This window comes from Pseudomonas sp. MIL9 (assembly GCF_016887925.1).
GTDB classification, from domain to species: Bacteria; Pseudomonadota; Gammaproteobacteria; order Pseudomonadales; family Pseudomonadaceae; genus Aquipseudomonas; species Aquipseudomonas mohnii.
In genome coordinates this window covers 1-23543 of sequence record NZ_JAFEHE010000037.1, presented here as the reverse complement: position 1 = coordinate 23543, position 23543 = coordinate 1, and the positions used below count along the sequence as shown (strand labels likewise).

Annotated in this window: 20 protein-coding genes; 15 read left to right on the top strand and 5 right to left on the bottom strand. The window is 58.6% G+C overall.

Annotated elements, in window-relative coordinates:
* Window position 1: 1 nt before the first annotated feature.
* Window positions 2-673: an N-acetylmuramate alpha-1-phosphate uridylyltransferase MurU gene (murU, locus tag JQF37_RS29865; RefSeq protein WP_130209572.1), complete on the bottom strand. Its 672-nt coding sequence runs from the start codon at window positions 671-673 to the stop codon at window positions 2-4.
* Window positions 670-1689 carry a phosphotransferase gene (locus JQF37_RS29860; protein ID WP_130209574.1) on the bottom strand — a complete coding sequence of 340 codons (1020 nt, stop codon included), beginning with the start codon at window positions 1687-1689 and terminating at the stop codon, window positions 670-672. Before JQF37_RS29860 ends, murU begins: the two co-directional genes overlap by 4 nt.
* Before the next feature lie 130 nt (window positions 1690-1819).
* Here JQF37_RS29860 and JQF37_RS29855 point away from each other — a divergent pair, with 130 nt between their 5' ends.
* The 11 genes from JQF37_RS29855 to JQF37_RS29805 all read left to right on the top strand — a co-directional run bounded on the left by JQF37_RS29855 (window position 1820) and on the right by JQF37_RS29805 (window position 16011).
* Complete coding sequence (locus tag JQF37_RS29855) at window positions 1820-4618, top strand: LPS-assembly protein LptD (protein WP_130209576.1); 2799 nt, start codon at window positions 1820-1822, stop codon at window positions 4616-4618.
* Window positions 4593-5915, top strand: coding sequence for a peptidylprolyl isomerase SurA (surA, locus tag JQF37_RS29850; protein ID WP_177329335.1), 1323 nt, complete (start codon window positions 4593-4595; stop codon window positions 5913-5915). The genes JQF37_RS29855 and surA overlap by 26 nt, the downstream gene beginning before the upstream one ends.
* Window positions 5912-6901, top strand: a complete 990-nt coding sequence (gene pdxA / locus JQF37_RS29845; protein ID WP_130209578.1) for a 4-hydroxythreonine-4-phosphate dehydrogenase PdxA — start codon at window positions 5912-5914, stop codon at window positions 6899-6901. The genes surA and pdxA overlap by 4 nt, the downstream gene beginning before the upstream one ends.
* Entirely contained in the window at window positions 6898-7716 is an 819-nt protein-coding gene (rsmA, locus tag JQF37_RS29840; RefSeq protein ID WP_130209580.1) for a 16S rRNA (adenine(1518)-N(6)/adenine(1519)-N(6))-dimethyltransferase RsmA, read from the top strand. Before pdxA ends, rsmA begins: the two co-directional genes overlap by 4 nt.
* 123 nt (window positions 7717-7839) lie before the next feature.
* Entirely contained in the window at window positions 7840-8220 is a 381-nt protein-coding gene (apaG, locus tag JQF37_RS29835) for a Co2+/Mg2+ efflux protein ApaG (RefSeq protein WP_130209582.1), read from the top strand.
* Entirely contained in the window at window positions 8220-9104 is an 885-nt protein-coding gene (locus tag JQF37_RS29830) for a symmetrical bis(5'-nucleosyl)-tetraphosphatase (protein WP_130209584.1), read from the top strand. Before apaG ends, JQF37_RS29830 begins: the two co-directional genes overlap by 1 nt.
* A gap of 33 nt (window positions 9105-9137) precedes the next feature.
* Complete coding sequence (gene glpE / locus JQF37_RS29825; RefSeq protein ID WP_030130002.1) at window positions 9138-9467, top strand: thiosulfate sulfurtransferase GlpE; 330 nt, start codon at window positions 9138-9140, stop codon at window positions 9465-9467.
* 296 nt (window positions 9468-9763) lie between these two features.
* Complete coding sequence (locus JQF37_RS29820) at window positions 9764-11686, top strand: PrkA family serine protein kinase (protein WP_047534149.1); 1923 nt, start codon at window positions 9764-9766, stop codon at window positions 11684-11686.
* Between the two features lie 201 nt (window positions 11687-11887).
* Window positions 11888-13159, top strand: coding sequence for a YeaH/YhbH family protein (locus tag JQF37_RS29815; protein ID WP_130209586.1), 1272 nt, complete (start codon window positions 11888-11890; stop codon window positions 13157-13159).
* A complete protein-coding gene (locus JQF37_RS29810; protein WP_047534154.1) occupies window positions 13156-14718 on the top strand; it encodes a SpoVR family protein in 1563 nt (520 codons plus the stop codon). The genes JQF37_RS29815 and JQF37_RS29810 overlap by 4 nt, the downstream gene beginning before the upstream one ends.
* Window positions 14719-14781: 63 nt before the next feature.
* On the top strand, window positions 14782-16011 hold the full coding sequence (locus tag JQF37_RS29805; RefSeq protein WP_130209588.1) for a multifunctional CCA addition/repair protein: 1230 nt from the start codon (window positions 14782-14784) through the stop codon (window positions 16009-16011).
* An 85-nt stretch (window positions 16012-16096) separates the two neighbouring features.
* On the opposite strand, the gene folK is transcribed toward JQF37_RS29805, so the two are convergent.
* Window positions 16097-16615, bottom strand: a complete 519-nt coding sequence (folK, locus tag JQF37_RS29800; RefSeq protein ID WP_047534158.1) for a 2-amino-4-hydroxy-6-hydroxymethyldihydropteridine diphosphokinase — start codon at window positions 16613-16615, stop codon at window positions 16097-16099.
* Complete coding sequence (folB, locus tag JQF37_RS29795) at window positions 16606-16962, bottom strand: dihydroneopterin aldolase (protein WP_008051601.1); 357 nt, start codon at window positions 16960-16962, stop codon at window positions 16606-16608. Before folB ends, folK begins: the two co-directional genes overlap by 10 nt.
* Window positions 16963-17036: 74 nt before the next feature.
* On the opposite strand from folB, the gene plsY reads away from it, so the two are divergent.
* Complete coding sequence (gene plsY, locus JQF37_RS29790; RefSeq protein ID WP_047534163.1) at window positions 17037-17606, top strand: glycerol-3-phosphate 1-O-acyltransferase PlsY; 570 nt, start codon at window positions 17037-17039, stop codon at window positions 17604-17606.
* 23 nt (window positions 17607-17629) lie between these two features.
* Here the strand turns inward: plsY and tsaD are convergent, their stop codons facing one another.
* Window positions 17630-18655, bottom strand: a complete 1026-nt coding sequence (tsaD, locus tag JQF37_RS29785; protein ID WP_047534165.1) for a tRNA (adenosine(37)-N6)-threonylcarbamoyltransferase complex transferase subunit TsaD — start codon at window positions 18653-18655, stop codon at window positions 17630-17632.
* Between the two features lie 199 nt (window positions 18656-18854).
* Here tsaD and rpsU point away from each other — a divergent pair, with 199 nt between their 5' ends.
* From rpsU to rpoD, 3 genes are all read left to right on the top strand, one after another.
* On the top strand, window positions 18855-19070 hold the full coding sequence (gene rpsU, locus JQF37_RS29780; RefSeq protein ID WP_002551877.1) for a 30S ribosomal protein S21: 216 nt from the start codon (window positions 18855-18857) through the stop codon (window positions 19068-19070).
* A 479-nt stretch (window positions 19071-19549) separates the two neighbouring features.
* Window positions 19550-21529, top strand: coding sequence for a DNA primase (gene dnaG / locus JQF37_RS29775; protein ID WP_047534172.1), 1980 nt, complete (start codon window positions 19550-19552; stop codon window positions 21527-21529).
* Window positions 21530-21596: 67 nt separating this feature from the next.
* Entirely contained in the window at window positions 21597-23444 is a 1848-nt protein-coding gene (rpoD, locus tag JQF37_RS29770; protein WP_047534175.1) for an RNA polymerase sigma factor RpoD, read from the top strand.
* Window positions 23445-23543 lie beyond the last annotated feature (99 nt).

Below are 23543 nucleotides of genomic sequence, written 5' to 3'. Positions count from 1 at the left end.
GTCAGCGTCTCGCTTCAATCAGGGTTTCGACTTGCGCCAATCGCTCGTGAGTGCCGACATCGACCCACTGCCCGTTCAGCCGTTCGCCGGACACTTGCCCGTTCGCCATTGCCGAGCGCAGTAACGGTGCCAGTTTGAACGCCCCGGCAGAGCAGCCTTCGAACAACTGCGGGTGCAACACTGCAATACCACTGTAGGTCAGGGTGGCAACGTCCGGTTGAGCGTCGCGCACTTGCCCGTCGATCAACTGGAAGTCCCCGGCCGGATGGTGGTCCGGGTTGTTCGCCAGCACCAGGTGAGCCAGGCCGACAATCGGCTGATGCAACACGCTGAAGTCGTAATCGGTCCAGATATCGCCGTTGACCACCACAAAAGCCTCATCACCCAACAACGGCAATGCGCGGAAAATCCCGCCTCCCGTTTCCAGCGGCTCCCCTTCCGGCGAGTATTGAATGTGCACACCGTACCGCGAGCCATCGCCCAGATAGTCTTCGATCTGCTGGCCCAGCCAGGCATGATTGATCACGATTTCGTCAAACCCGGCCGCCGCCAGGGCGCGCAGGTGATACTCGATCAGGGGCACCCCGCCTGCACGGACCAGCGGCTTGGGCGTGGTCAGCGTCAGGGGGCGCATGCGCTCGCCTTTGCCTGCTGCCAGAATCATTGCCTTCATGCCGTGACTCCAGCACGCAGACTGGCCAGCAACACATCGAGCTCAGCCAACTCCGGACGGCGCGCAATCACGGCTTCTATATAAGCAAAGAATCGCGGAACATCGGACAGGTAACGGGGCTTGCCGTCGCGGTGACAGATGCGGGCGAAGATGCCGATCACTTTCAGGTGTCGTTGCACGCCCATCAAATCACTGGCGCGCAGGAAATCTTCGAAATCGGGCTGAACCGGAATATCCAGCGCCCGGGCCTGCTGCCAGTAACTTTCCAGCCAACCATGCACGCGCTCCTCGGGCCAACTGAGAAAGGCATCCTTGAACAGGCAAGTCACGTCATACGTCACCGGACCATAAACAGCATCCTGGAAGTCCAGCACGCCGGGATTCGGTTCGCTGAGCATCAGATTGCGTGGCATATAGTCACGATGTACGAGGACTTTCGGCTGGGCCAGTGCACTGTCGATCAACAGATCGCTGACCTGCTGCCAAAGCACTTGCTGCGCGGCGTCGAACTCGATGCCCAGCTCGCGTTTCACGTACCACTCGGGAAACAACTCCAACTCTCGACGCAGCAGCGCCACATCATAACTCGGCAGTGGCGCAACCATCGGCAACTGCTGAAACGCCAACAGTGCTTGCAGCGCATCGGCGAACAAATCGTCGGCGTTTTCGCTGTCGATGACATCCAGATACGTCTTGTTGCCCAGGTCATTGAGCAAAAGAAAACCGCGCTCGAGGTCCTCGGCATAAATTTTCGGTACATTTATTCCGGACTTCGCCAGTAAAAAAGCGATATCCACGAAGGGTTTGCAGTTTTCCTGGGGCGGCGGGGCATCCATCACGATGAAACTTTTACCCGCGCCTTCCCAACGAAAATAACGCCGGAAACTCGCGTCACTACTGGCCGCGGTCAACGTGGCCGGGGGTACGGCACCCCAACCCTGTTCTGTATACAAGTTTGCCAATTGCTCATCGAGCCAAACTTTCAGGTGTTGCAAACGTACATCTTGGTCAGGCATTGCAAGGGTCTCCGACGGCGCTAGCCGTCAAGCGGGTCATGCTTTATTATCCAGCATCTTTTTCAGACCATCGAGAGGCGTGCGGCCCACACCGCGGGCAGATGGCACGCAGGAAGCCCGGACTAATAAGATGGCATTGAAATCCCCCGCGTTTCGTAAAAAATTTCCGTTGTTGGTAACCGGCAGTATGCTGGCCTTGCAACCTCTAGCCACTTCCTTCGTGGTCGCCGCGGAACAGTATGACTGCTCAGTCTCTGCTTCGGGTGCCTGGGCATGTGCGCCAAAGGCGCCGGCGGCAGCCTTGCCACCGCGTCCCGTGCATGAAGGCAGCGCAGTCAGCGCCACTGGCGAGACCCCGTCACAGGAAGGCACCAGTGAAGACACCGGCGCCAAGCCTGTGCTCGTGACCGAGTCCAAGGGCCGCGGCCTGAAGTCGCGTAGCGAAGACTATAGCCACCTCGACTGGGTTCCACGCGATCAGCTCACAGCGGCGCAATTGGCAGAAACCGGTCCTTATTGCTCTGGTTCCTATATCGAACCGATTCGTCCTGGCATGAATGACAAGACGAATAAAAGTGACGCGCCAACCTTTATCGGCGCGAAAGCCTCTCGCTACAAGCAGGATGAACAAGTCGCCACCCTGGCCGGTGACGTGGTCATGCGCCAGGGCAGCATGCAGGTCGAAGCCGACGAGGCCAACCTGTACCAGGCCGAGAGCCGTGGCGAACTCAGCGGCAATGTCCGTATCCGCGACAACGGCGCACTGATCGTGGGCGATCACGCCGATGTACAGCTCGACACCGGTGAAGCCAAGGTCGATAACGCCGAATACGTGATGCACAAGTCCCGTATTCGCGGTAACGCGCTGTACGCCAAACGTGCCGAGAACGCGATCATCCGCCTCAAGGATGGTACGTACACCACGTGCGAACCGAACAGCAACGCCTGGCAGCTCAAGGGCAACAACATCACCCTGAACCCGGCCACCGGCTTCGGTACTGCGACCAACGTGACACTGCGGGTCAAGGACATTCCAGTCCTGTACACGCCGTACATCTACTTCCCGATCGACGACCGCCGCCAGTCCGGCTTCCTGCCGCCGACCATCGGCACCGGCAGCGATACCGGCTTCATGCTGGTAACACCGTACTACTTCAACCTGGCACCGAACTACGACGCCACGTTGTACCCGCGCTACATGGAAAAGCATGGCTTGTTGATGGAAGGCGAGTTCCGCTACCTCACCAAGTCCAGCGAAGGCCAGTTCGGTGCTGCGTACCTCAACGACGAGGACACCGATCGCAGCAAGCAGACCGACTACGAAAAAAACCGCTACATGTATAACTGGCAACACAAGGGCGGCCTCGATTCGCGAGTCTTCACGCAAGTCGATTACACCAACATCAGCGATCCTTATTACTTCCAGGATCTGGAAACCGACCAGATTGGTGTAAAAAGCGCAGACTTTGTGAACCAACAAGGCTCCGTCACCTATCGTGGCGACAGCTACACCGCCCGCGTGAACGCCCAGGCTTACGAGCTTGCAACCGTTTCGAACATCACGCCGTATGACCGTCTGCCGCAGATCACCTTCGACGGTGCACTGCCGTATCATCCAAACGGCCTGAATTTCTCCTACAACACTGAAGTCGTGCGGTTCGATCGCGACCTGAAAAATGGCACGTTCACCGATGAAAACGGCAATGTGTCGCCGCGACTGGACACCAATGTCGTGGGTCTTGCCCGTGCCACTGGCGATCGCCTGAACCTTGCGCCCGCTGTCAGCCTGCCGCTCGACTGGACTTATGGTTTCCTGAAGCCAACGCTCAAGTACCAATACACCCAGTATCAACTGGACCTGGACAGCATCGGCAAGAACCAGATTGCTGCACAGACCGCGGAGCAGGACAAACTCAACGGCACCTTCGGCAGCAACCAGAATCGTGGTGTGCCGATTGCCAGCATCGACAGCGGCCTGTACTTCGATCGCAACACCCAATGGTTCGGCAAGAACTATCGCCAGACCCTTGAGCCGCGCTTGTTCTACCTCTACGTGCCGGAAACGGACCAGGAAGACATTCCGGTATTCGACACCAGCGAATACACCTTCAACTATGCATCGCTGTTCCGCGACAACCGCTTCTCGGGCTCCGACCGCGTCGGTGACGAGAACAAGCTGTCCCTGGGCGTGACCAGCCGCTGGATTGAAGACAACGGCTTCGAGCGTCAACGCGTCAGCGTCGGCCAGGCCATGTACTTCAAGGATCGCGAAGTCCAGTTGCCGGGCATCGATGCGAAAACCCGTCAGGATGCGCATTCGAACGTTTCGCCTTACGCACTGGAATACGAATATCGCTGGAACCGCGATTGGCGCACCACGGCCGATTACAACTGGGACCCGGACAGCCGCAGCCCTCGCTCGGGCAGCGCGATGTTCCACTACCAGCCTGAAGACAACCCGAACAAGGTCATCAACGCCGGCTATCGCTATCGCAATGACCAGGTCCGTTATGACCAGAACACGGGTAAATGGTCGGTGGGCGGCGGTGACTATGGCACCCCGGGTCAGCCTGGCTACGTAAAGGATTACTACAAAATCCAACAGCACGACTTCTCGGTAATCTGGCCAGTCGTGCCGCAATGGAACGCCATCAGCCGCTGGCAGTATGACTACAACCGTAACCGTACCCTGGAAGCCTTCGGTGGTTTCGAGTACGACAACTGCTGCTGGAAATTGCGCCTGATCAACCGTTACTGGGTTTCCTACGACGAATTCAGTCAGGAAGCACCGCAAAACGAAAAAGGCGACCACGGCGTATTCCTACAAATCGTTCTGAAGGGACTCGGCGACCTCACCGGCGCCAAAGCAGAGAGTTTCCTCGACAAAGGCATCCAAGGTTATCGTGAACGTGAAGACCAAGCTTTCTGATTGTCTGCGCCCGCTGCTGCTGGGCGCGCTGTTCCTGGGTACTGCGGCCAACGCCGCGGTACAGTCCATCGATAAAGTGGTGGCCATTGTCGATAACGATGTGGTCATGCAGAGCCAACTGGACCAACGGGTCCATGAAGTTCAGCAAACCATCGCCAAGCGCGGCACCGCCGTGCCACCGGCCAGCGTGCTGGAACAACAGGTGCTCGAGCGCCTGATCGTCGAAAACCTGCAACTGCAGATCGGCGAACGTTCCGGCATCCGCATCACCGATGAAGAACTGAACCAGGCTGTCGGCACCATTGCCCAACGCAACAACATGTCGGTCGATCAATTCCGCGCCGCGCTGACGCGCGACGGCGTGTCATATGACGATGCACGTGAACAGATTCGTCGCGAGATGGTGATCAGCCGCGTGCGTCAGCGCCGCGTGGCTGAGCGCATCCAGGTCTCCGAGCAGGAAGTGAAGAACTTCCTGGCGTCGGACCTCGGCAAGATGCAGCTGTCCGAAGAGTTCCGCCTGGCCAACATCCTGATTCCTACGCCAGAAAGCGCCAACTCTGACGCGATTCAGAATGCTGCCAAACAGGCTGATGCGATTTATCAACAACTCAAGCAAGGCGCCGACTTCGGTCAATTGGCCATCGCCAAATCCGCCAGCGAAACCGCACTGGAAGGCGGCGACATGGGCTGGCGTAAAGCCGCTCAACTGCCACCGCCGTTCGATCGCCTGCTGAGCACCATGGCGGTCGGCGATGTGACCCAGCCTATGCGTACGCCGGGCGGTTTCATCATCCTGAAGATCACCGACAAGCGTGGCGGCGAGACCCAGGTACGTGACGAAGTGCATGTGCGCCACATCCTGGTCAAACCAAGCCCGATTCGCGACGAAGAAAAAACCAAGGCCCTGGTTCAGTCGCTCTATACCCGCATCGAGGCGGGCGAAGACTTCGGCGAACTGGCGAAAAGCTACTCGGAAGACCCGGGTTCCGCCCTCAACGGTGGCGACCTGAACTGGATCGACCCGAGCGTTCTGGTCCCGGAATTCCGCGAAGTGATGTCCAAAACCCCGCAAGGTCAACTGTCCAAGCCTTTCAAGACTCAATACGGCTGGCACGTCCTGGAAGTCCTTGGCCGCCGCGCCACCGACAACACCACCCAGGCTCGCGAGCAACAAGCGATGACCGTACTGCGTAACCGCAAATACGACGAAGAGCTGCAAACCTGGCTGCGTCAGATCCGTGACGAAGCGTATGTTGAAATCAAACTCCCTGGCGCGAACCAGGCAGCGCAGTGAAACCCAAACGTTTTGCGCTGACACCCGGTGAACCAGCCGGCATAGGTCCTGACCTGTGCCTGCTGCTTGCCTCGCAAGCCCAGCCGCACCCCCTGATTGCCATTACCAGCCGCGACCTGCTCCTCGAGCGGGCCGCGCAGCTGGGCGTGGTTGTCGATTTGCTGCCGGTCACTCCAGACGCCTGGCCAGATGTGCCCGCACCCGCCAACAGCCTGTATGTCTGGGATACCCCACTCAACGCCAAGGTCGTCGCCGGGCAACTGGACAAGGCCAATGCCGCTTTCGTCCTGGAAACCCTGACCCGCGCAGGCCAAGGGTGCCTGGACGGGCACTTTGCCGGAATGATCACGGCACCCGTGCACAAGGGCGTGATCAACGAATCCGGAATCGCCTTCTCCGGGCACACCGAATTCCTCGCCGACCTGACCCATACCGCGCAAGTGGTCATGATGCTCGCCACTCGCGGATTGCGCGTGGCCCTGGTCACCACCCACCTGCCCCTTCGCGAGATTGCCGATGCAATCACACCGGAGCGTCTGGAGCGGGTCACGCGCATTCTGCATGCCGATCTGCAACACAAGTTCGGCATTGCCCAACCACGGATCCTGGTGTGCGGGCTAAACCCCCACGCGGGTGAAGGTGGACACCTGGGCCATGAAGAAATCGACATTATCGAACCCACATTAGAGCGCCTGCGCGGCGAAGGCATGGACCTGCGAGGTCCGCTGCCCGCCGACACTCTGTTTACCCCCAAATATCTGGAGCACTGCGACGCAGTGCTGGCGATGTACCACGACCAGGGCCTGCCTGTGCTGAAATACAAAGGCTTTGGCGCTGCAGTCAACGTGACCCTGGGCTTGCCGATCATCCGCACATCGGTCGATCACGGCACGGCGCTGGATCTGGCCGGCAGCGGCAAAATCGATACCGGCAGCCTGCAAGTCGCCCTGGAAACCGCCTACCAGATGGCCGAGACCCGTTTATGACCGAGCAATACCAACACCGGGCGCGCAAGCGCTTCGGCCAGAACTTTCTGCACGATGCCGGCGTTATCGACCGCATCCTGCGCTCCATCCACGCCAAACCCGATGACCGCATGCTGGAAATCGGCCCAGGCCAGGGCGCGTTGACCGAAGGCCTGCTCAACAGCGGCGCACAACTTGACGTGGTAGAGCTGGACAAGGATCTGATCCCGATCCTCAACCAGCAATTCGCCGGCAAGAGCAACTTCAACCTGCACCAGGGCGACGCACTGAAGTTCGACTTCAACAGCCTGAACGCCGCGCCGGGCAGCCTGCGAGTGGTTGGCAACCTGCCGTACAACATCTCCACCCCGCTGATTTTCCACCTGCTGCACAACGCTCACTTGATTCGCGACATGCACTTCATGCTGCAGAAGGAAGTGGTCGAGCGCCTAGCGGCAGGGCCTGGCGGTGGTGATTGGGGCCGGCTGTCGATCATGGTTCAGTATCACTGCCGTGTTGAGCACCTGTTCAACGTTGGCCCGGGCGCGTTCAATCCACCGCCGAAAGTCGATTCGGCCATTGTGCGACTGGTGCCACACGCAGTGCTGCCCCACCCTGCCAAGGACCATCGATTGCTCGAACGTGTCGTGCGCGAAGCGTTCAACCAGCGCCGCAAAACATTGCGCAACACCCTCAAGCTGCTGTTGAGCAACGCCGAAATCGAAGCTGCTGGCGTCGATGGCAGCCTGCGTCCCGAGCAACTCGATCTGGCCGCCTTTGTGCGCCTGGCCGACAAGCTCTGCGAACAAGTCCTACAGAAGCCTGCCGATATCTGACAGACCTGACGCGTTATCGGATAGGACACCAACGCCCATGTCTGGTTTACTATCCGATACTTGGCCTAGACTGAATTGCATCAGCTACGCCCCGCGTCCCGCTTCGTTTTTAAGGCCTCTTGCATGTCCGATCCTCGTTACCAGGTCGACGTCAGCGTCGTCACCCGCTATCTGGCAGAACAATCGCAACCCGATCAAGACCGCTTTGCCTTCGCCTACACCATCACCGTGCAAAACAATGGCGAGCTACCCGCCAAACTGTTGTCACGGCACTGGGTGATCACCGACGGCGACGGGCGTGTCGAAGAGGTGCGCGGTGCCGGCGTGGTTGGTCAGCAACCGTTGATCGCGGCAGGCAAAAGCCACACCTACAGCAGCGGCACGGTCATGACGACTAAAGTCGGGACCATGCAAGGCAGCTATCAGATGATTGCCGACGACGGCAAGCAATTCGACGCCATCATCGCCCCGTTCCGTCTTGCGGTCCCCGGAGCCTTGCACTGATGGCGACATACGCTGTCGGTGATTTGCAAGGCTGCCTTGAAGCGCTGCAATGCCTGCTCAAAAAAGTCGCCTTCGACCCGGAAAAGGATCGCCTGTGGCTGGTGGGCGATCTGGTCAATCGCGGCCCGCAATCACTGGAAACCTTGCGCTTCCTCTATAGCATCCGCGAATCGCTGGTATGCGTACTCGGCAACCACGACCTGCATTTGCTGGCCGCCGGCCAGAACATCGAACGCCTGAAGAAAGCCGACACCCTGCGCGAAATCATTGAAGCGCCCGATAGTGCCGACTTGCTGGACTGGCTGCGCCAACAAAAACTCATGCACTACGACGAGCAACGCAACGTAGCGCTGGTGCATGCCGGCATTCCGCCGCAATGGTCGCTGCGCAAGGCCCTCAAATGCGCCGCCGAGGTCGAAACGGCCCTGCGCGACGACAACCTGTTCGCGCCCTATCTCGATGGCATGTACGGCAACGATCCGGCGAAATGGGACAGCGATCTCAAAGGCGTTACTCGCCTGCGGGTGATCACCAACTATTTCACGCGCATGCGCTTCTGCACCGCCGACGGCAAGCTTGACCTCAAGAGCAAGGAAGGCCTGGACACCGCACCACCGGGCTACAAACCCTGGTTCCAGCACAAGGACCGCAAGACCAAGGACCTGAAGATTATCTTCGGTCACTGGGCCGCGCTGGAAGGCAAGGTCCAGGAGCGGGGCATCTCGGCCCTCGACACCGGTTGCGTCTGGGGCGGTGCCCTGACCCTGATGAATGTCGACACTGGCGAACGCCTGTCCTGCAAGTGCGACGAGCATGGCCAGGCCGCCCTGCCGCCAGTCGCCTCACCCATTCCCGACACATCGCCAGCCAGCGCCCCGCGCTAGACTGCCTATTCAGCCGAGCCACAGGAGCCCGACATGAGCGAATTCAAACGTATCCCCCCTGAACAGGCCCAAGCCCTGCGCGAACAAGGCGCAGTGGTGGTCGACGTCCGCGACCCTGCAACTTTCGCGGCGCTGCACATCGCCGGTTCGAAGCATCTGGACAATCACTCCCTGCACGCCTTCATCCAGGGCGCCGACCTTGATGCCCCCACCGTAGTGGTTTGCTACCACGGCAATTCCAGCCAAGGCGCAGCCGCCTACCTGATCAGCCAGGGCTTCTCCGACGTCTACAGCATGGATGGCGGTTTTGAGCTGTGGCGTACGACGTATCCTTCAGAAACGGCGCAAGGCACCTCCGAATAATTTTTTTGTAACACGCAAGCCCCGGCTCCCGCGGGCTAGCGCGGTGGCAGACGAACGGTCTGCCACACATAATTACGCATCTCCCCTTTACCTCCCGAATAAGCAACTATCCTTAAGCGCAGGCCATCCAAAACAGGGGAGAGCCGGTACACCGGCGCGCGGGTCATCGGGAGTAGCTTTCGGAGTCGTCAGCTTCGAGAGAGTTCTGGGGGGTAAACAGCGACTGCCTGTTCGGTTGCTGCCAGCATCGACTGAGTGATCCGGCGTCGGCTCCACGTATCGAGCGAGGTGACGTCATGAGTATCTTTAGCCACTTCCAACAACGTTTCGAGTCCACACGCCAGGAAGAACTCACGCTGCAAGAGTATCTTGAGCTGTGCAAAAAGGACCGCAGCGCCTACGCTTCCGCCGCCGAGCGTCTGCTCCTGGCCATCGGTGAACCGGAACTGCTCGACACTTCGACCAATTCGAGGCTGTCGCGAATCTTCTCCAACAAGGTGATCCGTCGCTATCCGGCCTTTGAAGACTTCCACGGGATGGAAGAATGCATCGACCAGATCGTGTCGTATTTCCGCCATGCCGCTCAGGGCCTGGAAGAGAAGAAACAAATCCTCTATCTGCTCGGCCCTGTTGGTGGCGGTAAATCGTCCCTGGCCGAGAAGCTGAAACAACTGATCGAGAAAGTGCCCTTCTACGCCATCAAGGGCTCGCCGGTTTTCGAATCCCCCCTGGGTCTGTTCAACGCCACTGAAGATGGCGCGATCCTCGAGGAAGACTTCGGCATTCCACGGCGCTACCTCAATACCATCATGTCGCCGTGGGCCACCAAACGCCTGGCCGAATTCGGCGGCGATATCAGCCAGTTCCGCGTGGTGAAACTCTACCCGTCGATCCTCAACCAGATCGCCGTGGCCAAAACCGAGCCGGGAGATGAAAACAACCAGGACATCTCGGCACTGGTGGGCAAGGTCGATATCCGCAAACTGGAAGAATTTCCGCAAAACGACGCCGACGCCTACAGCTACTCGGGCGCACTGTGCCGGGCCAACCAGGGCTTGATGGAGTTCGTCGAAATGTTCAAGGCACCGATCAAGGTGCTGCACCCATTGCTGACGGCGACCCAGGAAGGTAACTACAACAGTACCGAAGGTCTTGGCGCGATTCCGTTTACCGGGATCCTGCTGGCCCACTCCAACGAATCGGAATGGCACACCTTCCGCAACAACAAGAACAACGAAGCGTTCATCGACCGGATCTACATCGTCAAAGTGCCGTACTGCCTGCGGGTCAGCGACGAAGTGAAGATCTACGACAAACTGCTGTTCAACAGTTCGCTGGCCAAGGCCCATTGCGCACCCGATACCTTGAAGATGCTCGCCCAGTTCACTGTGCTGTCTCGGCTCAAGGAGCCGGAGAACTCCAACATCTACTCCAAAATGCGCGTGTACGACGGCGAAAACCTCAAGGACACCGATCCGAAGGCCAAGTCGATCCAGGAATACCGCGACAATGCCGGCGTCGATGAAGGCATGAACGGTCTGTCGACCCGATTCGCGTTCAAGATCCTGTCGAAGGTCTTCAACTTCGACCCGCACGAAATCGCCGCCAACCCGGTGCACTTGCTCTACGTGCTGGAACAACAGATCGAACAGGAACAATTCCAGGCGGAAACCCGCGAACGCTACCTGCGCTTCCTCAAGGAGTACCTGGCGCCGCGCTACATCGAATTCATCGGCAAGGAGATCCAGACCGCTTACCTCGAGTCGTACAGCGAGTACGGCCAGAACATCTTCGACCGCTACGTGCTGTACGCCGACTTCTGGATTCAGGATCAGGAATACCGCGATCCGGAAACCGGCGAAATCCTCAACCGCGTGGCACTCAACGAGGAGCTGGAAAAAATCGAAAAACCGGCCGGCATCAGCAATCCGAAGGATTTCCGCAACGAAATCGTCAACTTCGTACTGCGTGCCCGGGCCAACAACAACGGCAAGAACCCAACCTGGCTCAGCTACGAAAAACTGCGGGTGGTCATCGAGAAGAAAATGTTCTCCAACACCGAGGACCTGCTGCCGGTCATCAGCTTCAATGCCAAGGCCAGCAAAGAGGACCAGCAGAAGCACAACGACTTCGTCACACGGATGGTCGAGCGGGGCTACACCGACAAACAGGTACGACTGCTGTCCGAGTGGTATCTGCGGGTCAGAAAATCACAATAACCCGCTGCCGGTCAGACCGGTTGTCGTCAGCCCGAGGCCTGTTTACGCATTTTCTGTTACACAGGCCTCTGGAAGGTGTTCGAAAGGCAGTAGCGCGGTTCAGGCAGTATCCACAGCGCTTGGGGGAGCGTGTACATCCCTTGGCACTCGGTGTGCTGCTTGAATGCTCGCCCCTTTGAGGACAGCTTCTAAGGAGCAGTCATGAGCTATGTGATCGACCGACGTCTCAATGGCAAGAACAAGAGCACGGTGAACCGTCAGCGGTTTCTGCGGCGTTACCGTGACCACATCAAGAAGGCTGTCGAAGAGGCGGTCAGCCGGCGCTCCATTACCGATATGGAACACGGCGAGCAAATCAGCATCCCCGGCCGCGATATCGATGAGCCGGTGCTTCACCATGGTCGAGGTGGCAAACAGACGGTCGTGCACCCCGGCAACAAGGAGTTCACCAGCGGCGAACACATTGCGCGCCCACCGGGAGGTGGCGGCGGTCGAGGCCCTGGCAAGGCCGGCAACTCGGGTGAAGGGATGGACGAGTTCGTCTTCCAGATCACCCAGGAGGAATTCCTCGAATTCATGTTCGAGGATCTCGAGCTACCGAACCTGGTCAAGCGCAACCTGACCGGCACCGACACGTTCAAAACCGTTCGCGCGGGCATCAGTAACGAGGGCAACCCGGCGCGGATCAACATCATCCGCACCCTGCGCTCGGCTCATGCGCGGCGAATTGCGCTATCCGGCAGCAGCCGGGCGAAACTGCGCGAAGCAAAAGAGGAACTTCTGCGACTCAAGCAAGAAGAACCGGACAATTTCGGCGATATTCAGAAAATCGAAGCGGAAATTGAAAAACTCAGCGCGCGCATCCATCGCGTTCCTTTTCTCGACACCTTCGACCTCAAATACAACCTGCTGATCAAGCAGCCCAATCCCAGTTCGAAGGCCGTGATGTTTTGCCTGATGGACGTGTCCGGCTCCATGACTCAGGCGACCAAGGACATCGCCAAGCGCTTCTTCATCCTGCTGTACCTGTTCCTCAAGCGTAATTACGACAAGATTGACGTCGTGTTCATCCGCCACCACACCAGCGCCCGCGAAGTGGACGAAGAGGAGTTTTTCTACTCCCGCGAAACCGGCGGGACCATCGTGTCCAGCGCCTTGAAACTGATGCAGGAGATCATGGCCGAACGCTATCCGAGCAACGAGTGGAACATCTACGCCGCCCAAGCCTCCGACGGTGACAACTGGAACGACGACTCGCCGATTTGCCGCGACATCCTGATCAACCAGATCATGCCGTTCGTGCAGTACTACACTTACGTTGAGATCACCCCACGCGAACATCAGGCCCTGTGGTTCGAGTATGAGCGCATCGCCGAAGCGTTCTCCGACACTTTTGCCCAGCAACAACTGGTCTCGGCCGGGGATATCTATCCGGTCTTCCGTGAACTCTTCCAGCGCAGGTTAGTGACATGACCGCCAAAGAGCAGAAGCGCCAACCCATTTCCACCGGCTCGGAATGGACGTTCGAGCTGATCCAGGCCTACGACAAAGAAATCAGTCGTCTTGCGGCTCGCTATGCGCTCGACACTTACCCCAACCAGATCGAAGTGATCACCGCAGAACAGATGATGGACGCCTACGCCTCCGTCGGCATGCCCCTGGGCTATCACCACTGGTCCTACGGCAAACACTTCCTCAGCACTGAAAAATCCTACAGCCGCGGCCAGATGGGACTGGCCTACGAGATCGTGATCAACTCGGACCCGTGCATCGCCTACCTGATGGAAGAAAACACCATCTGCATGCAGGCACTGGTCGTTGCGCACGCCTGTTATGGGCACAACAGCTTTTTCAAGGGCAATTACCTGTTTCGCACCTGGACAGACGCCAGTTCGATCATCGATTACCTGGTGTTCGCCAAGCAGTACATCATGCAATGCGAAGAACGCCACGGCATCGACGCGGTCGAGGACCTGCTCGATTCCTGCCACGCCCTGATGAACTATGGCGTCGACCGCTACAAACGGCCTTATCCGATCTCCGCCGAAGAAGAGCGTCGCCGGCAGAAGGACAGGGAAGAACACATGCAGAAACAGATCAATGATCTGTGGCGCACCATTCCCAAAGGCGCGGACAAATACAGCGACAAGGACAACGCACGCTTCCCCGCCGAACCTCAGGAAAACATCCTGTACTTCATCGAAAAACACGCGCCACTGTTGGAACCGTGGCAGCGGGAAATCGTACGGATCGTGCGAAAAATCGCCCAGTACTTCTATCCACAGCGTCAGACTCAGGTGATGAACGAGGGCTGGGCCACGTTCTGGCACTACACCTTGATGAACGACCTGTACGACGAAGGCCTGGTCACTGATGGCTTCATGATGGAGTTCCTGACGTCCCATACCAGCGTGATCTATCAACCGGGCTTCGATAGCCCGTACTACAGCGGGATCAACCCCTATACCCTGGGATTTGCCATGTACCGCGATATCCGGCGCATGTGCGAAGAACCAACGGAAGAGGATTACCGCTGGTTCCCGGACATTGCAGGCACTGACTGGCTGGCAGCCATCAAGTTCGCCATGAGCAGCTTCAAGGACGAGAGTTTCATCCTGCAGTACCTGTCACCCAAGGTTATCCGCGACCTGAAACTGTTCAGCATTCTCGATGACGACCAGAAGGACGACCTGCTGGTCCCGGCCATCCATGATGAAGGCGGCTATCGAATCATCCGTGAAACCCTGGCCGCCCAATACAACCTGGGCAACCGCGAACCCAACGTACAGATCTACAGCATCGACCGGCGCGGCGACCGCTCGCTGACCCTGCGCCACCAGCAACACGATCGCAAACCGCTGGGAGATTCCACTGAGGAGGTGCTCAAGCACTTGCACCGCCTCTGGGGCTTCGACATTCACCTGGAAACCTTGCAAGGCGATCAGGTGATGAAAACCCATCACGTTCCACCCAGAAACGAACATGGCGAGGGTGATTACGGCCGACTGGACCTGGCCGTCGTTCATCTTTGATCCAGTTTTGACCTCCGAAAGCCCGACGCAAAGGTTATCCTGTCGAGCTAACGGAGGTTTTTTATGCGTATTTATAAAGTCGGCGGTGCCGTTCGTGATCGCCTGCTGGGCAAACCGGTCACCGATATCGACTGGGTCGTGGTGGGCGCCACCACCGAAGACATGCTCGCCAAGGGCTTTCGCCCGGTAGGCGCGGATTTCCCGGTGTTTCTTCACCCCAAAAGCGGAGAGGAATACGCCCTCGCCCGCACCGAACGCAAAAGCGGACGCGGCTACGGCGGCTTCACCTTTCACGCCAGCCCCGAAGTGACCCTCGAAGAAGACCTGATCCGTCGCGACCTGACCATCAACGCCATGGCCGAAGACGATCAACAAAACCTGACCGACCCGTACCATGGCCAACGCGACCTGGAAGCGCGCCTGCTTCGCCACGTTTCCCCCGCGTTTGCCGAAGATCCGCTCAGGGTTCTGCGCGTTGCGCGCTTCGCAGCTCGTTACGCAGCGCTTGGCTTCACCGTCGCTCCGGAGACGCTGGATCTGATGCGTCAACTCAGCGAATCAGGTGAACTGCAAGCGCTGACCGCGGAACGCATCTGGAAAGAAATCTCCCGTGCCCTGATGGAAGATCAGCCACAGGTGTTCATTGAAGTACTGCGGGCCTGCGGCGCTCTCAAAGAACTGATGCCAGAAGTCGATGCCTTGTTCGGCGTGCCGCAACCACAAGCCCATCATCCGGAAATCGACACGGGCGCGCACACACTGAGCGCGCTGGAACAAGCCGCACGCCACAAGCAACCACTCACCGTGCGCTGGGCCTGCCTGCTGCATGACCTGGGCAAAGGCCTGACGCCGGAGGAAGAATGGCCTCGCCACATCGCCCACGAATTCAAGGGGCTGAAACTGATCAAAGCGGTCAACGAACGCTTCAAGGCACCGAGGGACTGCCAGGAATTGGCGTTGCTGGTGGGCGAATATCACACCCACGGCCATCGCGCCCTGGAGCTGAAACCGTCGACCTTGCTGGAATTGCTGCAGAGTTTCGACGTTTACCGTCGACCACAGCGGTTCGAGGAGTTCATCGCGGCATGTGAGATGGATGCGCGCGGGCGCAAAGGACTGGAAGAGCGAAGTTACCCACAGGCGGATTACCTTCGCGGTGCGGCAACCGCGGCGCGCAGCGTGGCGGTGCAGCCATTGCTGGAGAAGGGGTTCAAGGGGCCGGAACTGGGTGAGGCGATCAAGCGTGAAAGGCTCAAGGCGTTGAAGGCCTACAAAGAGACTGCGTCGTCCTGACTGACGCCATCGCGGGCAAGCCCGCTCCCACAGGGATTGCATCGTACCTGTGGGAGCGGGCTTGCCCGCGATGGCGTCATGAATCTCACAACAAATCTGAAGGTGTCAGTTGAATGCCGCGCCACTCAAAAGCCACGGGGGCCAACACCTGATCAATCTGCGATTCAGCCCACAACGTGGCGAAACTCTTGCCTACGCCCGGGTGAACTCGATCCGGCGCGATCAACGACAACGGCCACAGCACGAAGGCGTTTTTCAGAATCTCTGCTCGCGGCAACACCAAACCATCGAAGTTGCCCACCAGATCACCGAACAGCAGCACATCGATGTCCAGCGGCAAACCCTTGCGGTCTGGCGCGTAACGGCCATTGTCCGCCTCAATGAATTTAAGCCGGCGATCCAGTTCAATCAGTGGCAGATCGGTAAAGGCCGACACCACAAAATTGAAAAACGGCCCGCTCTTGATCCCCACCGGCTGGCTTTCGAAAACCGCCGAGCAACGAATATCCACCAGAAAACCCGCCAACGCTTCCAGGCCGGCCTGCAAATGGGCTTCACGCTCGATATTGCTACCGAGCCCGAGATACACCTGAGTCAGCGACATCCGCGCTCGATCTCCACACCCACACCACCGGTAGCGGCAGGCACTGCACCAGGCTTGGTCAGCTTCAGACGCATCCAGGTGATCTTGAATTCGCTCATCAGCACTTCAACCAGACGCTCGGCGAAGGTTTCCACCAACTGGAATTGCGCCTGCTCGGCAAAGGCCTGGATGCGTGACGAAACGCTCGCATAATCGAGCGCCAGCGTCAGGTCATCACCAGCGGCTGCCGGACGATTATCCCAGGCGAAACTCAGATCAAGACGCAAGCACTGTCGGATGCCTCGCTCCCAGTCGTAGGCACCGATGACGGTGTCGACTTCCAGGCCCTCGATAAACACTCTGTCCAAGCACTTTTCTCCGCTACACGACAAGGGCGCAATGCGCCGTTAGAATCAGGGCGTCCTCGCCCGGAATAGTTAGCATGTTTTGGTTATTGGCGATCCTCGCCTACCTGCTCGGCTCTCTGTCCTTCGCCATTTTGCTCAGCCGCCTGACCGGAAACCCCGATCCGCGAATGAGTGGCTCGGGCAATGCCGGCGCCACCAATATGTTGCGCCTGGCCGGCAAAAAACTCGCCGTCCTGACGTTGCTCGGTGACCTCTGCAAAGGCCTGCTGCCTGTGCTGATCGCCGGTTTTGCCGGACTTTCCCTGCATGATCAGGCCTGGATCGGCGTCTGCGCCGTCATCGGCCACCTGTTCCCGCTGTACTTTCGCTTTCGCGGTGGCAAGGGTGTCGCCACCGCTGCCGGCATGTTGCTGGGCCTGTACCCGCCTGCGGCCTTACTGGCGGTCTGTGCCTGGCTGCTGACGTTCTACCTGACCCGCACCAGCTCGTTGGCTGCCTTGATCGCCACCCCACTGACCCTGCCATTGCTGGCTTGGCAAGAGCCGGCGGCACTGCTGCCCATGAGCGCGCTCACGGGGATGATCGTCTGGCGTCATCGCGGCAATCTACGCGACCTGTTTGCCGGGCGCGAACGGCATTTTTAAATGCCGCCCGGCAGCACCACTCATCACAGCGCCGACAACTGCTCCATCGGCCAACGCGCCTGGACACTGATCGCCAGGCTTTCCTGCTGACCGGCCTGCAAACGCTGGCAACCGGCAAAAGCGATCATTGCACCGTTATCGGTACAGAACTGTGGACGGGCATAAAAAACATCACCCTTCATGTCGCCGAGCATTTTTTCCAGGGACGTGCGCAACGCCTTGTTGGCGCTGACCCCGCCAGCGATCACCAGACGCTTCATGCCTGCCGCCTTCAAGGCACGCTTGCACTTGATGGTCAAAGTCTCCACCACGGCCTGCTGGAACGCCAGCGAGATGTCGCAACGGGCTTGCTCGCTGTCGTCCCCGGCGCTCACACACTGCTGCCAGGTGTTCAGGGCAAAGGTTTTCAGGCCACTGAAGCTGAAATCGAGGCCAGGTCGGTCACACATCGGACGCGGGAAGACGAAACGTCCTGCAAGCCCTTGCTCCGCCAGTCGAGCGATTTCCGGGCCGCCCGGATAGTTGAGGCCCATCATCTTCGCGGTCTTGTCGAACGCTTCGCCTGCGGCGTCATCCAGGGTTTCGCCCAAAAGCGTGTATTGGCCGATCCCGTCGACTTGAACCAGTTGCGTATGACCACCTGAAACCAACAAAGCGACGAACGGAAATTCCGGCGGTTGCGACTCCAGCATCGGCGCCAGCAAATGGCCTTCCATGTGATGAACACCAAGGGCCGGAATGCCCCAGGCGAAGGCCAGCGCCTGAGCACAGGAAGCGCCGACCAGCAGCGCCCCTACCAGGCCAGGACCGGCGGTGTAGGCGATTGCATCGATCTCGGTCGGCACGCAGTCGGCTTCGGCCAACACCTGACGAATCAAGGGCAGCATGCGTTTGACGTGGTCACGCGAGGCCAGCTCCGGCACCACGCCACCATAGGCACGATGCAGGTCGATCTGGCTGAACAGCGCATCGGCCAGCAGGCCGCGCTCACTGTCATACAATGCGACACCGGTTTCGTCGCAGGAGGTTTCTAATCCCAGTACTAGCATGGGTTTGCGCCTTGTTTAGGCTGAATTCGAAGGCGCGCATAATAGTCGCCGCGTGATGCCCCGACCAGCGGTTTTCGATCAGAGGCTTTGCATTCCGTGCGATGAGGGGTTAACATCCGCAACCCTTAAAAACCGACGTCTTCAAGTGCTCTTTTGCCGCGAGGATGTTGACCCCGGTAATGAATGAAGGTAGCTCTGGATGCCAGCCGTCAAAGTAAAAGAGAACGAACCCTTCGACGTAGCTCTGCGTCGTTTCAAGCGCTCCTGCGAAAAAGCCGGTGTACTGGCTGAAGTTCGTAGCCGCGAATTTTACGAGAAGCCAACTTCTGAGCGTAAGCGCAAAGCAGCAGCCGCTGTTAAGCGTCACGCCAAGAAAGTTCAGCGCGAACAGCGCCGCGCCGTTCGTCTGTACTAATACACAGACGATCGTAGCAAGCTTCTGCCAAGCCCGGCTCTTTGCCGGGCTAATGGCATTTGCGTAAAACGCTTGATGCTTCACCGTCGAAGCCGCAGACGCGACCGAGACAAATCTGCTTCATCGCGTCAGACCTGGCTCTTTTGCCAGCGGTGCACGTCTTTTCTGACGAGCCTTTCAAGGCTACTGACGAGCACACCCACTGATTCCTCTCACGACGATCAGCCCAAGGCACCTCACGCGTGCAAATGATGAGCTATCCGAGGCCCATGACTGGCCGCAGCCGGATTCAGCGCAACACTTTCAAAAAGTCGAATACTGATTGGCATTAACGTCAGGGGATTTTCGGCAGATACATTTCCCGATAGCGATTACGCAGACGACACCGGTCGAGCCGCCCATCTTGTGCGCCTCAAACAATGACCTTCGTTCGACTACCCTTCGTTTCGGACCCAATCAGCGCAGATGACGAGAACGCCATGGCCGGGCTAATTCCCCAGAGCTTCATTGACGACCTTCTGAACCGCACCGACATCGTCGATGTGGTCAGCTCGCGCCTGCAAATGAAAAAAGCCGGCAAGAACTACACCGCCTGCTGCCCGTTCCACAAAGAAAAAACCCCGTCATTCAGCGTCAGCCCCGACAAGCAGTTCTATTACTGCTTCGGCTGCGGCGCCGGCGGCAATGCCCTGGGCTTCATCATGGACCACGACAACCTGGATTTCGTCCAGGCTGTCGAAGATCTGGCCAAGGCGGCCGGCATGGAAGTCCCACGGGAAGAAAGCGGCCGCGCGCACAAGCCGCGCCAGCCGACTGATTCGCCGCTGTATCCGCTGCTCACCGCCGCTGCCGACTTTTACCGCCAGGCCCTGAAGAGCCACCCATCGCGCAAAGCTGCAGTGGACTACCTGAAAGGTCGCGGCCTGACCGGCGAAATCGCCCGCGACTTCGGCCTCGGCTTCGCGCCGCCTGGCTGGGACAACCTGTTCAAGCACTTGAGCAGCGACACCCTGCAGCAGAAAGCCATGATCGATGCCGGTCTGTTGATCGAGAACGCCGAAACCGGCAAACGCTATGATCGCTTCCGCGACCGCGTGATGTTCCCGATCCGCGACAGTCGCGGGCGCGTCATTGCCTTCGGCGGCCGGGTACTGGGCGACGACAAACCGAAATACCTGAACTCGCCGGAAACCCCGGTATTCCATAAAGGCCAGGAACTCTACGGCCTGTATGAAGCCCGCAAGAACAACCGCAACCTCGACGAAATCATCGTCGTCGAAGGCTACATGGACGTCATCGCCCTCGCCCAGCAAGGCCTGCGCAATGCTGTCGCCACCCTGGGTACCGCGACCAGCGAAGAACACCTGAAGCGACTGTTCCGTGTCGTGCCCAGCGTGCTGTTTTGCTTCGACGGCGACCAGGCGGGGCGCAACGCCGCGTGGCGTGCACTGGAAGCCACCCTGCCAAGCCTGCAGGATGGGCGACGGGCCCGCTTCCTGTTCCTGCCCGAAGGCGAAGACCCGGATACGCTGGTGCGCTCCGAGGGCACCGACGCTTTCCGCGCACGGATCAACCAGCACGCCCAGCCATTGGCAGATTATTTCTTTCAACAGCTGACGGAAGAATCGGACCCGCGCTCCCTCGAAGGCAAGGCCCACATGGCCACCCTCGCAGCGCCGCTGATCGACAAGGTGCCGGGAGCCAACCTGCGCATTCTGATGCGCCAGCGCCTGACCGAAATTACCGGCCTGAGCAGCGAAACGGTCAGCCAACTGGCGCAAAGCGCGCCACACGAGGCGCCGCCCGCCTATGACCCGGGTATCGATTACGACGCGATGCCTGATTACAGCGACTATCATCAGCCGCAATCGCAAGAAATGTATGTGCCGCAACAGGAATGGACACCGAAGAAGCCCGGTGCCGGCGGCAAGAAATGGGACAAAAAACCCTGGGACAAGAACGGCAAGCGTGGCGGCGATCGCGATCAACAGAGTGCCCCGCGCAAACCCATTGCCGTCGAAGCACCTACACTCATTGCGTTGCGTACGCTCATTCATCATCCGCAACTGGCTGGCAAAGTCGAAACCGCCAACCACTTCGCCAATGAAAGCAGCACTTATGGGCAATTGCTGGTAGCCCTCATCGAGGCCGTGCAAAAAAACCCTAAGCTAAACTCTATTCAGTTAATGGCTCGCTGGCACGGCACTGAACAGGGACGCTTGCTGAAGGCCCTGGCTGAAAAGGAATGGCTGATTGACGGCGACAACCTTGAACAACAGTTTTTAGACACCATTACTAGGTTATCAGCGGGTCAACACACCGATAGCCTGGAAGAACTCATCAGGAAAGCGAAGCAGCCAGGATTGACTGCCGAGGAAGCAAATCAGATCGCAAATCAGATGCGCGACCTATTAAAACGCAATATGGCTGTACCAAACCCGACCTCAACTGGCGCGTGAGGTCATAGCTCAGGTATAATCCTCGGCTTGTTTTTTGCCCGCCAAGACCTTCAGTGGATAGGGTGTTATGTCCGGAAAAGCGCAACAGCAGTCTCGTATCAAAGAGTTGATCACACTTGGTCGTGAGCAGGGCTACCTGACTTACGCGGAGGTCAACGACCACCTGCCGGAGGATATTTCAGATCCGGAACAGGTGGAAGACATCATCCGCATGATCAACGACATGGGGATCAACGTATTCGAGGTTGCGCCAGATAAGGATTCCCTTATGCTGGCCGACGCCGATACCGACGAAGCCGCGGCCGAAGAGGCAGCAGCAGCGCTGGCAGCGGTCGAGACCGACATTGGTCGCACTACCGACCCGGTGCGCATGTACATGCGCGAAATGGGTACTGTAGAGCTCCTCACACGTGAAGGCGAAATCGAAATCGCCAAACGTATTGAAGAGGGCATCCGTGAAGTGATGGGCGCAATCGCGCACTTCCCTGGCACGGTTGACCATATTCTCTCCGAGTACACCCGCGTCACCTCCGAAGGTGGTCGCCTGTCCGACGTCCTGAGCGGTTATATCGACCCGGACGACGGCATTGCGCCGCCTGCTGCCGAAGTGCCACCACCGATCGATCCGAAAGCCGTGAAAGCGGACGACGATTCCGACGATGATGACGCCGAAGCTTCGGACGACGAGGAAGAAGCCGAAAGCGGTCCGGATCCGATCATCGCTGCACAGCGCTTTGGCGCTGTTGCCGATCAGATGGAAATCACCCGCAAGGCCCTGAAAAAGCACGGTCGCCACAACAAGGCGGCGATTGCCGAACTGTTGGCCCTGGCCGACCTGTTCATGCCGATCAAACTGGTGCCGAAGCAATTCGAAGGCCTGGTCGAGCGTGTACGCAGTGCTCTGGATCGCCTGCGTCAGCAAGAGCGCGCAATCATGCAGCTCTGCGTTCGTGATGCGCGCATGCCGCGCGCCGATTTCCTGCGCCAGTTCCCGGGCAACGAAGTCGACGAAAGCTGGTCCGACGCGCTGGCCAAAGGCAAAAGCAAATACGCTGAAGCCATTGGTCGCCTGCAGCCGGACATCATTCGCTGCCAGCAAAAGCTGACCGCGCTGGAAACCGAAACCGGTTTGACGATCGCCGAGATCAAGGACATCAACCGTCGCATGTCGATCGGTGAGGCCAAGGCCCGCCGCGCGAAGAAAGAGATGGTTGAAGCGAACTTGCGTCTGGTGATCTCCATCGCCAAGAAGTACACCAACCGTGGCCTGCAATTCCTCGACCTGATCCAGGAAGGCAACATCGGTTTGATGAAAGCGGTAGACAAGTTTGAATACCGCCGCGGCTACAAATTCTCGACTTATGCCACCTGGTGGATCCGTCAGGCGATCACTCGCTCGATCGCCGACCAGGCCCGCACCATCCGTATTCCGGTGCACATGATCGAGACGATCAACAAGCTCAACCGCATTTCCCGTCAGATGCTGCAGGAAATGGGTCGTGAACCGACCCCGGAAGAGCTGGGCGAACGCATGGAGATGCCTGAGGACAAGATCCGCAAGGTATTGAAGATCGCTAAAGAGCCGATCTCCATGGAAACCCCGATCGGTGATGACGAAGACTCCCATCTGGGTGACTTCATCGAAGACTCGACCATGCAGTCGCCAATCGATGTTGCCACCGTTGAGAGCCTTAAAGAAGCGACTCGCGAAGTACTCTCCGGCCTCACTGCCCGTGAAGCCAAGGTTCTGCGCATGCGCTTCGGTATCGACATGAATACCGACCACACCCTCGAGGAGGTTGGTAAACAGTTCGACGTGACCCGTGAACGGATTCGTCAGATCGAAGCCAAGGCGTTGCGCAAGCTGCGCCACCCGACGAGAAGCGAGCATCTGCGCTCCTTCCTCGACGAGTGATCACAGAACCCCCGGCCCAGGCCGTAATGCTGTTCACTTAAGCATTTGAGTCAAAGCCGGGCTTCCTAGAAAATCCGATGCCAGACCTCTGGCATCGGA